The sequence below is a fragment of the Streptomyces sp. NPDC046335 genome (assembly GCF_055587985.1).
Window position 1 is genome coordinate 309,852 of sequence record NZ_JBVJFF010000003.1, and the last position, 14,203, is coordinate 324,054.

General features: G+C 70.3%; 15 protein-coding genes. 9 read left to right on the plus strand and 6 right to left on the minus strand.

The genetic code is table 11. The features are described 5' to 3' along the window. Positions 1 to 99: 99 nt before the first annotated feature. Positions 100 to 573 (plus strand): MarR family winged helix-turn-helix transcriptional regulator, encoded by a 474-nt coding sequence (locus ACZ6JY_RS08255; protein ID WP_469193482.1) that lies wholly within the window; start codon positions 100 to 102, stop codon positions 571 to 573. Here the strand turns inward: ACZ6JY_RS08255 and ACZ6JY_RS08260 are convergent. Genes ACZ6JY_RS08260 through ACZ6JY_RS08270 form a run of 3 tightly spaced genes read right to left on the minus strand, consistent with a single transcriptional unit; the run spans position 558 to position 3,174 of the window. Further along, a complete protein-coding gene (locus tag ACZ6JY_RS08260; protein ID WP_469193484.1) occupies positions 558 to 1,400 on the minus strand; it encodes an ABC transporter permease in 843 nt (280 codons plus the stop codon). The genes ACZ6JY_RS08255 and ACZ6JY_RS08260 overlap by 16 nt on opposite strands. After that, the gene (locus ACZ6JY_RS08265; protein WP_469193486.1) at positions 1,397 to 2,296 is read right to left on the minus strand and encodes an ABC transporter ATP-binding protein; all 900 of its coding nucleotides are present in this window, start codon (positions 2,294 to 2,296) and stop codon (positions 1,397 to 1,399) included. The genes ACZ6JY_RS08260 and ACZ6JY_RS08265 overlap by 4 nt, the downstream gene beginning before the upstream one ends. Next, positions 2,296 to 3,174 (minus strand): DUF4097 family beta strand repeat-containing protein, encoded by an 879-nt coding sequence (locus ACZ6JY_RS08270; protein WP_469193488.1) that lies wholly within the window; start codon positions 3,172 to 3,174, stop codon positions 2,296 to 2,298. Before ACZ6JY_RS08270 ends, ACZ6JY_RS08265 begins: the two co-directional genes overlap by 1 nt. Positions 3,175 to 3,441: 267 nt before the next feature. Between ACZ6JY_RS08270 and ACZ6JY_RS08275 the strand changes: the two genes are divergently transcribed. After that, positions 3,442 to 3,999, plus strand: coding sequence for a hypothetical protein (locus tag ACZ6JY_RS08275; protein ID WP_469193489.1), 558 nt, complete (start codon positions 3,442 to 3,444; stop codon positions 3,997 to 3,999). Positions 4,000 to 4,039: 40 nt separating this feature from the next. Here the strand turns inward: ACZ6JY_RS08275 and ACZ6JY_RS08280 are convergent, their stop codons facing one another. Further along, on the minus strand, positions 4,040 to 5,209 hold the full coding sequence (locus tag ACZ6JY_RS08280) for a spore photoproduct lyase family protein (RefSeq protein WP_469193491.1): 1,170 nt from the start codon (positions 5,207 to 5,209) through the stop codon (positions 4,040 to 4,042). 79 nt (positions 5,210 to 5,288) lie between these two features. After that, complete coding sequence (locus ACZ6JY_RS08285) at positions 5,289 to 6,032, minus strand: hypothetical protein (protein ID WP_469193493.1); 744 nt, start codon at positions 6,030 to 6,032, stop codon at positions 5,289 to 5,291. Between the two features lie 358 nt (positions 6,033 to 6,390). Between ACZ6JY_RS08285 and ACZ6JY_RS08290 the strand changes: the two genes are divergently transcribed. The 3 genes from ACZ6JY_RS08290 to ACZ6JY_RS08300 are packed head-to-tail and all read left to right on the plus strand — an operon-like array spanning position 6,391 to position 8,584. Then, positions 6,391 to 7,134: an ANTAR domain-containing protein gene (locus ACZ6JY_RS08290; RefSeq protein WP_469193495.1), complete on the plus strand. Its 744-nt coding sequence runs from the start codon at positions 6,391 to 6,393 to the stop codon at positions 7,132 to 7,134. Continuing rightward, positions 7,131 to 7,859 (plus strand): GAF and ANTAR domain-containing protein, encoded by a 729-nt coding sequence (locus ACZ6JY_RS08295; protein ID WP_469193497.1) that lies wholly within the window; start codon positions 7,131 to 7,133, stop codon positions 7,857 to 7,859. Before ACZ6JY_RS08290 ends, ACZ6JY_RS08295 begins: the two co-directional genes overlap by 4 nt. Positions 7,860 to 7,891: 32 nt before the next feature. Next, positions 7,892 to 8,584 (plus strand): GAF and ANTAR domain-containing protein, encoded by a 693-nt coding sequence (locus ACZ6JY_RS08300; protein ID WP_469193499.1) that lies wholly within the window; start codon positions 7,892 to 7,894, stop codon positions 8,582 to 8,584. Here ACZ6JY_RS08300 and ACZ6JY_RS08305 read toward each other — a convergent pair. Continuing rightward, positions 8,581 to 9,753: an epoxide hydrolase family protein gene (locus tag ACZ6JY_RS08305; RefSeq protein WP_469193501.1), complete on the minus strand. Its 1,173-nt coding sequence runs from the start codon at positions 9,751 to 9,753 to the stop codon at positions 8,581 to 8,583. The two genes, ACZ6JY_RS08300 and ACZ6JY_RS08305, sit on opposite strands and share 4 nt — an antisense overlap. 125 nt (positions 9,754 to 9,878) lie before the next feature. Here ACZ6JY_RS08305 and ACZ6JY_RS08310 point away from each other — a divergent pair, with 125 nt between their 5' ends. The 4 genes from ACZ6JY_RS08310 (at position 9,879) to ACZ6JY_RS08325 (ending at position 14,186) form a co-directional block, all read left to right on the plus strand. Continuing rightward, complete coding sequence (locus tag ACZ6JY_RS08310; protein ID WP_469193503.1) at positions 9,879 to 10,454, plus strand: CGNR zinc finger domain-containing protein; 576 nt, start codon at positions 9,879 to 9,881, stop codon at positions 10,452 to 10,454. Between the two features lie 191 nt (positions 10,455 to 10,645). Continuing rightward, positions 10,646 to 10,801, plus strand: a complete 156-nt coding sequence (locus ACZ6JY_RS08315; protein WP_447040533.1) for a hypothetical protein — start codon at positions 10,646 to 10,648, stop codon at positions 10,799 to 10,801. A gap of 519 nt (positions 10,802 to 11,320) precedes the next feature. Further along, the gene (locus ACZ6JY_RS08320; RefSeq protein ID WP_469193505.1) at positions 11,321 to 12,799 is read left to right on the plus strand and encodes a sugar transferase; all 1,479 of its coding nucleotides are present in this window, start codon (positions 11,321 to 11,323) and stop codon (positions 12,797 to 12,799) included. Between the two features lie 70 nt (positions 12,800 to 12,869). Beyond that, a complete protein-coding gene (locus ACZ6JY_RS08325; protein ID WP_469193507.1) occupies positions 12,870 to 14,186 on the plus strand; it encodes a nucleotide sugar dehydrogenase in 1,317 nt (438 codons plus the stop codon). Positions 14,187 to 14,203 lie beyond the last annotated feature (17 nt).

The window sequence follows — 14,203 nt, forward strand, 5'->3', positions numbered from 1 at the left end:
ACCCGAAACACCATAAGCAACTTGTGTAAGTTATCAATACATCGCCACTCCGCAAGCTATAGGCTCCCCAGGGTGCGTGCCTCCGCAACCCATCTGAATGTGACTCAGTTCATCGATGTCGTCGAGGACTTCAACCGCTTCTACATCCCGCTGCCACGTCGGGGTAACCACGCCTTCAGCTCGCTGTCGGTGCTCGACGCCCTCGCCCGCGACGGCGGCCCGAAACGGCTGACCGAGCTGATCGCGAGCGAACAGCTCAGCCGGCCGGGACTCACCCAGATCGTCCGACGCCTGGAACGCGACGGCCTCGTGGAACGCGCGAGCGACCCGCGCGACGGCCGCGCCGTCCTCGTGCGCATCACCGAGAAGGGCCGCGGCGTCGGTGAGTCGCGGAGCCGGGAACGGGCCGAGCAGCTCACGCCGCTCATCGCGCTGCTCGCCCCCGAGGAGCGCGGCGCGCTCGCCGACGCGCTGCCGGCCCTGCGGCGCCTCGCCCGGCTGGGGCGGGACGGCGCCGAGGCCGCCGTCGGGTCACGTCCACCGGCCCGTGAGGCCGGTCAGCCGACCCGCTGAAGGGCCTTCTCCCTGCGCTCGGCCATGGTCGACCCGGATTCGCGCCGGGCCACGCGCCGCAGCACGACGGGGGCGAGGACGAGACCGATGACCGCCCACCCGGTCAGAACGCCGACGGTCTCCAGGTGCCGCCAGGACTCACCGATCTCGACAGTGACCGCGCCCTCCGGGAGCAGGGCCGAGCGCATGCCGAGGCCGAGCCAGTAGACGGGGAAGACCTGGGCGATCCACTGCGCCCACTCCGGCATGGAGGTGACCGGGTAGAAGATCCCGGAGGTACCGATCATGGCGAGGATCGGGAGGGTGAGCAGTCCCTGGCTGCGGGCGCTGCTGAACACCGACCCCAGCACCGCCCCGATCGGCAGCGTGGCGACCAGGCCGAGAACCAGCACCCAGCCCAGCGTGAGCCAGGAACTCAGGCTGCCGACCGTGAGGCCGGGGACGAGGAAGAGCCCGGGTACGAGGAAGATCGCCAGGTCGGCGACGACACCGCCCGCCACCGAGATGATCTTGCCGATGAGGTAGGCGGGCATCCCGTTCGGCGTCGCCTTGGCCCGCAGGAGCGTCCCGTCCTCCCGCTCGGCGGTGAGGAGTTGGCTCATGGACACCATGGCCATCGCGGCGTTCATGCCGAGGATGCCGGGCAGCACCAGGGTGCCCAGCTCGAAGCCGCTGCCGCCGAAGGACACGTCCCGCAGGAAGAACGTCACGGCCAGCATCAGCACGGGCCAGAAGAAGTGGCTGAACAGGTCCGAGCCGTTGGTGAACGACTGGCGCAGTTCGATCATGCCGCGGGACCAGCCCGCTCGCAGTGCCGTCTCGTTCACCGGGTCACCTCCCCCAGCCCGCTCTCGGTCACCAGTGAGAGGTAGGTGTCCTCAAGCGTGGCCTTGCGGACTTCGAGATCCGTGATGTCCTCGCCGTACCGCCGGAACAACTCGAAGGCCAGCTCGGTCGATTCGCCGGTCGAGCGTACGTAGTCGCGCCCGGCGCGGGACCAGCGCACGGTGTCCTCGCCGACGATCCGCTCGGCGAGCTCCCGCGCCGTGCCGTCGGCGATGATCCGCCCGCCGTTGAGGATCATGATGCGGTCGGCGAGCTGCTGGGCCTCGTGCAGATCGTGGGTGGTGAGCACGATCGTGGTGTCCTGCTCGCCGGCGAGGCGCTCGACGAGGCCGTGGAACTCGCGCCGGGCCACGGGGTCGAGGCCGGCGGTGGGTTCGTCGAGGAAGAGCAGTTCGGGGCGGCCCACGATGCCGACCGCGACGTCCAGCCTCCGGCGCTGGCCGCCGGAGAGCATGCGGACCTTCTTGCCGGCCTGTGCCGTCAGCCCGACGGCGGCGATGAGCTCGTCCGGGTCCCACGGCCGCTCGATCTGCCCGGTGGAACAGCGGGCGTAGTACATGCCGAGGTGGGCGAGGAGTTCACGCACCCGCCACCTGCCGTGATCCCGCCACGAGTGGAGCACCACGCCGACCCGCGCCCGCCAGTGCTCGTCGCCGTGCGCCGGATCGGTGCCCAGCACCTCGACCCGGCCGGCCGACCGCATGCGGAAGCCCTCCAGGATTTCCAGCGTGGTCGTCTTCCCCGCCCCGTTCGGTCCGAGCAGGCACACCACCTCGCCGTCGCGCACCCGGAGGTTCACGTCCTTGAGGACCTCGGTCGTGCCGTAGCGCATGCGCAGGCCTTCGACGTCCAGTACGACTCCCTCGCGCGCCGCCATCACCTCTCCCCCGTCCGCACGGGGCCGGCGCGGCGGATGATGATGTCGCCGCTGTGGGTGCGCACGCGTACCGTGGCGATCTCGTCGCTCTCCGATGGCCCGCTGGTGGCCTTCAGCGAGTTGTGGACCGTGCCGGTCAGCGTCCTCACGTCGAGCTTCGCCGCCGTGCCCGCACGGATGCCGATCTCGATCTCGGCGGACGCGGCCGTCACCACGACCGTGCCGCGGCTGATCTCACCGATCCGGATGCTGCCGTTGGCGGTCTTGGCCTCGACGCCCGCGTGCGCCCGTTCGACGTGGAAGTCACCGTTCATGCCGATCAGGCGGATGTTCCCGGTGACGTCACCGATCCTGGCCTCGCCCTGGTCGTTGCCGATCAGGGCCGCTCCGTCGATCGCGTCGACGCGTACACCACCCGAGCCGTTGACGGCCTTGGCGTCTCCGGCCACCCGGGCCACGCTGATCTCGCCGCGGGACGTGGTCAGCCGGAGCGGTCCCGTCTCCTCCAGCCGGATGTCGCTGTGCGCGGCCTCGAACCGGCACTCGCCGAGGCGGCCCTCACCGCGCAGCGTCACCGAGGAAGCGCTCCCCCGCAGACGGGAGCCCTCGGGAAGCTCGATCACCACGTCCACGGAGCCGGCGCGACGCGACGGGGTGCCGAGCCGTGGGAGCATCTGCGCCGGGGCCCTGACGTGCAACTTGTCCTGCGCGAAGTCGACCCGCATCTGCTCCGCGGCCTTCACGTCGGCCGGGTCGGAACGGTCGGCGGGGCGGACCTCGACCACCGTGTCGGTCCGTCCGCTCGCCGTGACGGTGATGGCACCCGCGAAGATCTCGATCCTGGCGGTGATCGGTACGGGAGTGTCGAAAGTGGGCATGCCGGCCTTCCCTGGTGAGCCGATTGCGTACGTACGTCGTCGAGTTCGTGGCGCCATCATGGCGTGAGGGTGGCGCCATTCACAAGTGATCGCAGTCCATGGCCCCCGACAACCTTCCGGTGCATACCGGCAGTTGCCGTTTCGGTGCATGTGCCATTGTGGCGCCACCTCCGGCTCCGGCGCCGCCGTGACCCGGCCTGAAGACCCCGCCCCCGCGGCCTCGCGGACGAACTTGCACCTCGCGCCGCGTCAGCGTGAGGATGAGCCATGGAACTCATGCGGTATGTCGACAATTTGCGGCAGGAGCTGGCCATCGCGGCCGAGGCGGGGGACCCGCAGACACGCGAGGTCGCCGAACGCCTCGTCGCGCCGTTGTCCTCCGCCATCCGGCTGGTGCTCCTCGACGCCTTGTCGACCGCCGCTGACGAGATCACCCGCGAACTGGCCCCCGGCTCCGTCGAGGTGCGGCTGCGCGGCCTCGACCCCGGTTTCGTCGTCACGCGGCCGCCGTCCGAGTCCGCCTCTCCCGGCGTCGAGGACGGCTTCGCACCTGCCTCCAGCGGCGCGCTTCCGGCGCCGCCCGCCGCGCTGCCGGCCGATCTCGGCGCCAAGGACGGCGTCACGTCCCGCATCAACTTCCGGCCGCCCGAGCAGCTGAAGACCCGGATCGAGGAGGCCGCGGCCCGCGAGGGGCTGTCGGTCAACGCCTGGCTGGTCAGAGCGGTCTCCGCCACGCTGACCTCGCAGCAGTCTCCCCAGTCCCCCCACCGCGCCGGCCCGGGTGCACCACAGGGCGGTCGCAGCTACACGGGCTGGGTGCACTGAACCCCGCGTCACGAAGACGGCGCTGAACCCGTCCCTCTCCTCAGAACGCGTACCTGACCCGCAGCCACGGCGCTCGCTCGGCGATCAGCTCGTGCAGGCGCGCCAGTGAGCGCTGCTTGACGTCGATGGCGTACCGGACGTTGAGCGCCCCGTTCTGCGAGCGCTTGGTCTCCTGGATGTCCGGCTGCCACAGCAGCTCCTCGGCGCGGGGGTGCCAGCCCAGGTTGACGTCGTGCAGGCCCTGGTTGTGGGTGAGCATGATGATCTCGGCCGCCGCCTGTTCCTTCACCCGGGCGGGCAGGACGTCGTCGAGGTGGTCGAGGAGATCGGCCCAGTCCCGCTCCCAGCCGGGCCGCAGCACGACCGGCGAGAGGTTGAAGTGCACCTCGTACCCGGCGTCGAGGAAGTCGGCGGCAGCGGCGATCCGCTCGGGGACCGGGCTGGTGCGGATGTCCAGGAGCTTCGCGTCGTCGGGCGGCATGACGGAGAAGCGGATACGGGTCCGCCCCCGGGGGTCCAGCGCGAGCAGGTCGGGGTTGACGAACTTGGTCGCGAAGGACGCCTTGGCCGTCGGCATGGAGCGGAACGCGGCGATGAAGTCCGCGGTGTTGTCGCAGACCAGGTCGTCGACCGAGCAGTCACCGTTCTCGCCGAAGTCGTAGACCCACGCCCGCGGGTCGCACTGGTTGGGCGTGGTCTTGGGCCCCTGGGCGCGTACGTGGCGCCGGACATGGGCCAGGATCGCCTCGATGTTGGTGAACAGCGTGATGGGGTTGGCGAAACCCTTGCGGCGCGGGACGTAGCAGTAGGCGCAGGACATCGCGCACCCGTTGGAGGTGCCCGGGGCGATCCAGTCGGCGGACCTGCCGTTGACGCGGGTGGTGAGCGTCTGTTTCACCCCGAGGACGAGGGTCTGCGTCTTGATGCGGACCCACCGCCCGATGTTGCCGTCGTTGCCGTGCAGGGACGGGATGCGCCAGTGCCCCTCGACCTCGGTCACCCGCACGCCCGGCAGCCGGGCCATGATCTGCCGGCCGCGCGGGGAGTCGAGGGCCGCGGGCTCCGCGTAGACCTCCCGCACGTCCAGCATCCGCCGCGCCTCCGGGCTGTCCCGGAACGTCCGGTGCGCAGTCGTCTCCGGCGCGGCCTCCTCCCACCCGAAGAGCGCCTGCTGCTCGGGCCCGTGCCTGCCTGGGCGTTCCTCGGGCATCGCGTTGCTCTTCTCCTCACAGGACGCTCCCGGCCGGTGCCTGGCCGACGCGGCTCACCGGCCTCTCACGGCGTCGCGGTCAGGTCCACGACGGCCCCGGAGAGGACGGGCCCGGCGGTCCGGGCAGCTCCAGCTTCTCGTGGACGACGGCATGGGCGAGCGAGGGCAGGTCCGTGTCGCAGCTGCTGGTGTGGGCGCGGAGCAGTGCCAGGGCCTCCCCCGTGGAGACGGCGTGCCGGTAGCTGAGCACGCCGATGGCCTGGTGCACGACCGCGGGGCCCGGTACGAGCCAGACGTCGTCGGGGCTCTCCCCGCTCGGCGCGGTGGACGACGAGGGCGACGGCATCGCGGGTGAGACGAGCAGGAGCGCGGCGGCGGCCACGTGGTCCCGGGCGGTTTCGAGGTCCGCGTCGGACGCCGGGCCGGGGCGGTCCCGGTAGAGCGTGAGCACCAGCTCGGCCGGCCCGGTGGATGCGGAGCCGTCCTGCGTGGGCAGGGCGTACAGCGCGCGGATGCCGTGCTCCCTGGCCCGCAGGGCGAAGAGCGGCCACTGGCGTGTCGCGTCCGCGACATCGACGTCGTCGACCGCTACCGGCCCGTGCCGGCTCAGGGCCTGGACGCACGGCCCCTCCCCCAGGCTGATCTGGAGCGATTCGCCAGGCCCTGCCAGGAGGCCCGCGGCGGACAGTGACACCCGGTCCGCGTACGCGGGCCGGGCCGCCAGCGTCAGTCCCACCGAGTACTCGCCGCGCAGTGCCGTGCGGCACGCCTCGCTGATGAGACGGGCCGGGTGGGCCCTGCCTGCATACCGGGCAGCGATCACCGCCGCTCCCGGACGGGGAGACATAACGGGCGCACCGATACTGATACCGATGCTGATACGGGCGGGGCGGCAGCCCGTGTTCGCGCGGCCATGGAGGCCTTCCGATCTCCGGGTCCCACCGCCGACGCCGCCCCGGGCGAAGCTGCTGCGAGGGGCCCTCGGCGGCCGGTGCCACCTGGCGAAGCGTGGTCCTTCAGTCTACGCCGCGGGCGCTCCCACCACAGGTGTAGGGATGTGTTCGCCGGGCACCGGTTACCCGAAGCCGGACAGCGGGGGCTGTCTAGACTGGCCATTACACGAGACTGGTTCCCGCGCCGCAGGTCGACCTCCCCGAAGCGGCTGGGCTGGAGGTGCGAAGATGCCGACCGACGACGACCTTGCCGTTGTCTTGGGGAGCCTCCGTCCCGTCCCGGGCGGCAGGAGCCTGCTCGGCGCCGATCCACGTATGTGCGCCGGGGTCCTGGGGGTGGACGGTCTCGCCGTGTCGGTGACGACCGACGACGGCCTGAGCGAACTGGTGTGGTGTTCCGGTGACGTCAGCGCCCGGCTGGAGGATCTCCAGTTCACCCTGGGTCAGGGTCCGGGCCCGGAGGTGGCCGCCTCCTGCGCGCCGGTCTTCGCACCGTACGTGCCGCGCCTGCCGGCCGACCGGTGGCCGGGGCTGCTGCCCGAGATGACGGCACTCGGCATCGGCGCGGTCTTTGGTTTCCCGCTGCACGTCGGCTCCGCCTGCCTGGGCTCCCTGACGCTTCAGTGCGCGGTCCCCGGCCCGCTGCCGGACGCCAGGATGACCGACGCCTGGATCGTGGCGGGCGCGCTGACCGCGGCCCTCCTGGGGGGCGGCCCACCGCTGGACGCGTTCGCCGCGGCGGAGAACGGTTCGGACTTCTACCGGGCCGCCGTCCACCAGGCGACGGGCGTGGTCAGCGTGCAGGCCGGGGTGTCCCTCGCTCAGGCACTTCTGCTGCTGAGAGCCCATGCCTTCCGCCACGGACGCTCCGTGGTCGAAGTCGCCGACGACGTGGTGGCCAGACGACTGCGCTTCAGAGATGATGAGGCCGGGCCGGGAACGGCTGCCGGTGAAGGGACTGACGGGCCATGACGCGCGAGGAAAAACTGTTGGCGGCCATGCTTGATGCCGTGGACACGCTGGTCGACAACTTCGACCTGATCGATTTCCTGCACCACCTGTGCGAACGGTGCGACGAACTCCTCGACGTGTCCGCCGTAGGCATCATGCTCACCGATCCCCACGGCGGCCTCCAGCTGATCGCGGCGTCCAACGAACACACCCGGCTGCTCGAACTCTTCGCGATCCAGGTCGACGAGGGGCCCTGCGTGGAGGCCCAGCGCAGCGGTGCCGCCCGGCTGAACATCGCCCTCGCCTCGCCCTCGGACACCTCCGGGTTCCCGCGCTTCGCCGAGCAGGCCCTGGAGGCGGGCTTCGTCACGACACACGCCCTGCCCATGCGCCTGCGCCAGCAGAACGTGGGCGCGCTGAACCTCTTCGACACCCGGGCGCAGAAACTCAGCGAGTCCGACGCGCGGGTGGCACAGGCGCTCGCCGATGTGGCGACCATCGCCATACTGCAACAGCGCTCCATCGTGCACAGCAACGTCGAGCGGGCCCAGTTGCGGGCCGCCCTGTCCAGCCGGGTCGTCATCGAGCAGACCAAGGGCGTCCTGACCGAGCGGTGGCAGACCACACCGGACGAGGCGTTCGACGCGCTGCGCCGGTACGCGCGCGCCCATCGCCTCTCGCTGACCGTGCTGTGCCGGCAGATCCTCGACGGCACCCTCGACACCTCCGCCATACAGCGGCCCTGACCACGTACTCCGTAACTCCGCAGGGACGGCCGGTGAACGACGACCACTACTCCAGGGCATGGCAGAACGTCAGTGACTCCGCCGCGACCGGCGGCCCGACGCTCGCGACCGCCTGCCGGGCCTGCGCCGCCGACCTGGACGTCGACTTCGCGGGCGTCACCCTGGTCATCGCCGGGGAGCTGCGGCTGTTGGCCTGCGCCACCGACGAGCGCGCCCGCCTCGCGGAGGACGCCCAGCTGGTGGCCGGAGAGGGGCCGTGCACCGACGCGTACACGAAGCGCGGCGTCGTCGAAGTGCCCGACCTGAACGACGCGGCCGACCGGTGGCCCGCGTACGCTCCCATCGTCCTGGAGCAGGGAGGCCGCTGCGTGCTGGCCCTGCCCCTGTCCGTCGGTGACGTTCCGATCGGCGCCACGGACGTCTACCGTTGCGAGCCCCGCCCGTTCACCGCGGCACAGAAGACCCGGGCCAAGGCCTACGCGCGCATCTTCGCCCTCCTCGCGCTGGACGAGCACCCGCACGTGCTCACCGCCCGGTCGCAGCCCACGACGAGCGGGCCGCAGGGCTATCCGCCGGTGGTGCACATGGCCGCGGGCGTCGTCGCCGCGAAGTACGGCCTCACTCCTGACGACGCCCTCGCCCGCCTGCGGGCCCACGCCTTCGCCAACGACCAGCCACTGCTGCACACGGCCCAGAACGTCATCGACGACCACGACCTCGACTAGCCCACACCGCCGGCTGCCAGTACTGCCGCGAGGCCTTCTCGGAGGTCCTTGACCCAGTACTCGGGCACCTCCAGCGACGGGAAATGTCCCCCGGCTTCGGGCGCCCTCCATCGGACGATCTGCCGGTACCGCTCCTGCGCCCAGGCGCGCGGGCACTTCTCGACGTCGCGGGGATACATGGTGATTGCCGACGGGACGTCGACCCGGAGCTCGGGGTCGAGCGAATTGTGGCTCTCGTAGTAAATGCGGGCTGCCGACGCGCCGGTCCGCGTCAGCCAGTACAGGGTGACGTCGTCAAGAACCCTGTCCCTGGAAATCGTCTCGAACGGACTGTCTTCGGTGTCCGACCACTCGGCGAACTTGTCGAGAATCCAGGCGAGGAGCCCGACCGGTGAGTCGACGAGCGAGTATCCAATGGTCTGCGGCCGGGTCGCCTGCTGCTTCGCGTACGCCGCGCGGTGGCGCCAGAAATCGCGGGTTTCCTCGGCCCATTCGCGCTCGGCCGCCGTCAGCCCGTCCGTCGTCGCCCCGGGCAGTGCCTCCGCGAATGTGGTGTGGATGCCGAGAACATGCTCCGGGAACCTGCCGCCGAGAACCGTGGTGATATTGCCTCCCCAGTCGCCGCCGTGGGCCAGAAACCTGCGGTAGCCGAGCCTTCCCATCAGTTCCACCCAGGCGGCCGCGATCTTTTCGGTCCCCCACCCGGTGGCGGCCGGCTTGTCGCTGTAACCGAAACCCGGCAGCGAAGGGGCCACGACGTGGAACGCCGGCGCGTCCGCGTCTTCCGGGTCCGCCAGCTCGTCGATTACGTCGATGAACTCGGCGATACTGCCGGGCCAGCCGTGCGTCACGATCAGCGGAGTGGCGTCCGCGCGCGCGGACCGGCGGTGCAGGAAGTGGATTCCCAGACCGTCAATGGTCGTACGGAACTGGCCCATCCGGTCAAGGCGCGCTTCGAACGACCGCCAGTCGTATCCGCTGCGCCAGTAGTCCACGAGGTCCACGAGGTCGGCAAGAGGAACTCCCTGCCCCCATCGGCCGGGGCCGGGCGCGGCGCGATGGACCGTCTCGGCTTCCGGCAGCCGTGCCGCGGCCAACCGCCCGCGCAGATCGTCGAGGTCGGCGTCGGTTGCGTGGAATTCACATGCTTGTACGTCGCTGGTCGACATGAGACCTCCTGGCCATCGGGCGGACCGGCTCACGGCGTCCGGCAGGCCGCGAGCCGCACACTGGAACCGGCTATGACGGTTCTAGCAGCCCTCGGTGCGGGCCTGCAACCGGCTAAGGTGGTTCCATGCGTGTTCAGTTCCCCGACTTCCGTCTCGGCAAGGTGCTGGCGACCAGCTTCACGGCGACTCTCACGGAGCGTCGCGGCGACGCCGTGGAACGCATTCCCACACCGGGCCGACTCGTCGACTGGCTGGCGGTGAATGGCCTCGCCGTGGATTCCTGCACCACCGCCCAGCTCGAATGCGCTCGGGAGCTGAGGGAATCAATTCACGCCGCCGCGACAGCCGCCGCGCGCCGGGACCCCCTCCCCATGTCCGCTGTCCAGGTCATCAATGACCGCAGCACTCAGGGCCGGGCCGCGGCCGTCTTGACTCCCGAGGGAAACCGGCAATGGCTGCTCGGCTCGAATTCCTCCGTGGAGGACGCCCTGGGCGTTGTCGCCGCCGACGCGATCAGCGTCATCTCGGGCGAACGGGACGGAAGACTGGCCTTGTGCTCATCGCCGACCTGCCAGGCCGCCTTTTTCGACACCAGCCGAAGTCGCACCCGCAAATGGTGCGACATGAACACATGCGGGAATCGTCAGAAGAAGGCGCGCTTCAATGCCGGCAAGCACGAAAGGCCCGGATCAGCGAAGTAGCCATTGCTCTCGGCGCGAGCGCGGAACCCGCGCCGGTCCGTCCGCCGGCTCACATCTCATCGGCGCACCCGCATGAATGGCCGGGCGCAGGGCACACGGATGTGGCACGACCCAATCAGCGCCGCCGGGAACTGTGGGCCCACCGAAGCCGGCGGCCCACGCACCGGGAAGACTTGACGATCGGAGCCGTAATGATTGTTCTTGGCGCCATCCTGCTCATCATCGGCCTGCTGGCAGGTATCTCACTGCTGACGACCATCGGCGGGGTACTCGTCGTGGTCGGCGCGGTGCTGTGGATCCTCGGCGCGACCGGACGCGCGGTCGGCGGCCGCAAACACTATTTCTAGCCACTTCCGGCCAGCAGTCCTGCCTGTAACGCACGACCGGGTGCGTCCCCATCCATGGGGGCGCACCCGGTCCGCGTCCGGGCCGCCACTTGCCCGACCGGGCGAGCCCCAAAGCTTGAGCACAAATTCCACACATCCTCTCTCCATACCCGGCCCCCATGGTCTAGATTGACCGTGCTTCAGCTGTTCGGGCACGAGGCGACCAATTAATGATCTTTAGCTCCGGCAGCTCAAGGGGGGTCTTGGGTGCGGGGAGCACTCGAGATTTCGATAGGTTCCGCACACCTCCGAAGTCCGGCAGACATGCGTTTGCGCTGCCGCCGGAACGGACCGTACGAGTAGCGCCGCAATAGCCGGAATGGCATGTGCGGAGGGTGGGGGCCCTCCGCGGGGAGAACAGCGCGGCACGGGGGACTCGGTCCCCCGGGGGGAGGACCGGTGCGGGGGGCGGGGGCGCCTCCCGGGGGGAGGGGCAGTGTTAGGCGTACACGTCGAACCACTGGGAACCTGGGGGGTTCTGTGCGGCAGGGGGGATTAGTCAGCCCGTTTCCGCCGGCGCGCGGGCGCCTGGCGGACGGGACGATCAGCCGGCCCGCGATCGACTGGGAACAGCGATATCGCCGTACCGTGATCACCAGCGATACGGTGACCACCGCCTTAGTGGTGGCGTCCATCGGCAGCTTCTTCGGGGCCAGGGACGCGGCCAACTGGCACGAGAAATGGGGAATTCTCGCATTCGGCACCGAGCTCCTCGTGCTGGGAGCGCTTGCCATGAGCCGGGCGTGGGCTCCGGCCGTACTCGGTCAGGGCGCCGAGGAATTCCGAAGGCTCGGACGCTCGGTGTTCACGGCGGCCGTCGTACTGGCGCTCGGCGGGATCGCCCTCACCTCGCGCAACATCAAATTATGGATCTTCGTCGCGATTCCCGCGATCGGGCTTCTCACCATGACGGCGCGGTATCTGCTCCGCCTCTGGCTGCACAAACAGCGTAAGGAAGGGCGGTGCCTGAGACCGGTGCTCGCCGCCGGGAGCCTGGCCACCGTGCAGGACCTGATCTCCCGGGCCCGCAAGCTCCCGCACCTCGGCTGGCGAGTGGACGCGGTGTGCACGACGGACGGTCTCGGGTCCGACGGCGACCAGCTCGACGGAGTGCCGGTCGTCGGCCGGCTTTCGGACGTCGCGGGCCACGTCCAGCGCGACGGCTACCGTGTCGTCGCGATCACCCCGGACCCGCACTGGTCACCGGACCGGTTGCAGCGGCTGGCCTGGAACCTCGAAGGCAGCGATGCCGAGATGGTCGTGGCCCCCGTACTGATGGAGGTGGCGGGGCCGCGGCTGCACGTCGACGCGGTGCTCGGGATTCCGCTGCTGCGGGTCAGCATGCCCACCTTCACCGGGGGCCGCCGGGCGGTCAAAGGGGTCGTCGACCGGTTGGGCGCCGCGATCCTGCTGCTGCTCTTCGCGCCGCTGATGGTGCTCGTCGGGCTGCTCGTGCTGGCCGACAGCCGCGGTGGGGCGCTGTACCGCCAGCGCAGGGTCGGCAAGGACGGCCGCGAGTTCACGATCTTCAAGTTCCGCACCATGGTCGCCGGGGCCGACGGGGCCCGCGCCGAGCTGGCCGGCCTCAACGAGGGCGCCGGTCTGCTGTTCAAGCTCCGCCGGGATCCGCGGGTGACCCGGGTGGGAGCGGTGCTGCGCCGGTACTCGATCGACGAGCTGCCGCAGCTCTTCAACGTGCTCACCGGGTCGATGTCGCTCGTCGGCCCGCGGCCTCCGCTGCCGGAGGAGTCCGCCGCGTACGGCCCGGACATCCGGCGGCGGCTGCTCGTCAAGCCCGGTCTCACCGGCCTGTGGCAGATCAGCGGGCGCAGCGACCTGCCGTGGGAGGAGGCGGTCCGGCTCGACCTGCGGTACGTGGAGGACTGGTCGCTCGCCCTGGACACGGTGATCTTGTGGAAGACGCTGCGTGCCGTGGTGTACGGGCAGGGGGCCTACTGATGGGCGGGGACCGGCGTCGAGCCGGCGTACGGAACGCGGGCCGAAAGGGCCTGCCTTGGGGGGACGGTTCATGAGGGTCAGCGTTTTCGGACTGGGTTACGTGGGCTGTGTGTCGGCCGCGTGCCTGTCCGGCATGGGGCACGAGGTCATCGGCGTGGACGTCAACCAGGTGAAGGTCGACCTGGTCAACGACGGCAAGGCCCCGGTGGTGGAGGAGCGGATCGGCGAGCTCATCGCCGAGGTCGTGCGGACCGGGGCGTTACGCGCCACCGGTGACGTCCGCGAAGCGATCATGGACAGCGAGGTGTCGCTGATCTGCGTGGGCACGCCGTCGGAGCCCAACGGCAGCCTGTGCACCACGTATCTGGAGCGGGTCACCGAGCAGATCGGCGCCGCGCTGGCCGAGCGGGGCGGGCGGCACACCGTCGTGTTCCGCAGCACCATGCTCCCGGGCACCTGCCTGAACCTGCTCGTGCCGATCCTGGAGAAGTCCGTCGGCGGCACGGCCGGGGTGGACTTCGGGGTCGCGGTCAACCCGGAGTTCCTGCGCGAGGGCACCAGCGTGCGGGACTTCTTCGATCCGCCCAAGACCGTCATCGGTGAGCTCGACGCGGCGAGCGGCGACGTGGTGGCGGCGCTGTACGACAGCTTGCCCGGCGAGGTGTTCCGGGTGCCGGTGCCGACGGCCGAGGCGATCAAGTACGCGGACAACGCGTTCCACGGCCTCAAGATCGGCTTCGCGAACGAGCTGGGCGCGGTCTGCCAGGCCCTCGGGGTGGACTCGCACCAGGTGATGGACGTGTTCCTGGCCGACCGCAAACTCAACATCAGCCCCGCCTACCTGCGCCCCGGCTTCGCCTTCGGCGGCTCCTGCCTGCCCAAGGACCTGCGCAGCCTGGTCCACGCGGCACAGCGCGCCGACGTCTCGGTGCCCATCCTCGCCCACGTGCTGCCCTCCAACTCCGACCACCTCCAGCGTGCGGTGGAGCTGGTCGAGCGCACCGGCAAGCGCCGGGTGGGCCTGTTCGGCCTCTCCTTCAAACCCGGCACCGACGACCTCCGCGAGAGTCCGCTCGTCGAGCTGGCGGAGAGACTCCACGGCAAGGGGTACGACCTGCGGATCCACGACGCCAACGTGAGCCTCTCGCGGCTGCTCGGCGCGAACCGCGAGTACATCGAGACCCGGCTGCCGCACCTCGCGCAGCTGATGGCGGGCTCCGTCGACGAGGTGCTCGACCACTCCGAGGTGTGCCTGGTCGGGACCAAGGACCCGGCCGTCCTCTCGGCGCTGCCCCATGGCGAAGGCCCGGTCATCATCGACCTCATCCATCTACCCGACGCCGACGCGCGCCGGACCGAACCGGGGTACATAGGCCTTGCTTGGTAACACGACCAGCAGCAACC

Coding starts and splice junctions, on each gene's coding strand:
- ACZ6JY_RS08275 (WP_469193489.1), top strand. CDS start 3,442: ATGGAACTCATGCGGTATGTCGACAATTTGCGGCAGGAGCTGGCCATC.
- ACZ6JY_RS08325 (WP_469193507.1), top strand. CDS start 12,870: ATGAGGGTCAGCGTTTTCGGACTGGGTTACGTGGGCTGTGTGTCGGCC.
- ACZ6JY_RS08310 (WP_469193503.1), top strand. CDS start 9,879: ATGCGTGTTCAGTTCCCCGACTTCCGTCTCGGCAAGGTGCTGGCGACC.
- ACZ6JY_RS08280 (WP_469193491.1), bottom strand. CDS start 5,209: ATGCCCGAGGAACGCCCAGGCAGGCACGGGCCCGAGCAGCAGGCGCTC.
- ACZ6JY_RS08295 (WP_469193497.1), top strand. CDS start 7,131: ATGACGCGCGAGGAAAAACTGTTGGCGGCCATGCTTGATGCCGTGGAC.
- ACZ6JY_RS08315 (WP_447040533.1), top strand. CDS start 10,646: ATGATTGTTCTTGGCGCCATCCTGCTCATCATCGGCCTGCTGGCAGGT.
- ACZ6JY_RS08290 (WP_469193495.1), top strand. CDS start 6,391: ATGCCGACCGACGACGACCTTGCCGTTGTCTTGGGGAGCCTCCGTCCC.
- ACZ6JY_RS08270 (WP_469193488.1), bottom strand. CDS start 3,174: ATGCCCACTTTCGACACTCCCGTACCGATCACCGCCAGGATCGAGATC.
- ACZ6JY_RS08265 (WP_469193486.1), bottom strand. CDS start 2,296: ATGGCGGCGCGCGAGGGAGTCGTACTGGACGTCGAAGGCCTGCGCATG.
- ACZ6JY_RS08305 (WP_469193501.1), bottom strand. CDS start 9,753: ATGTCGACCAGCGACGTACAAGCATGTGAATTCCACGCAACCGACGCC.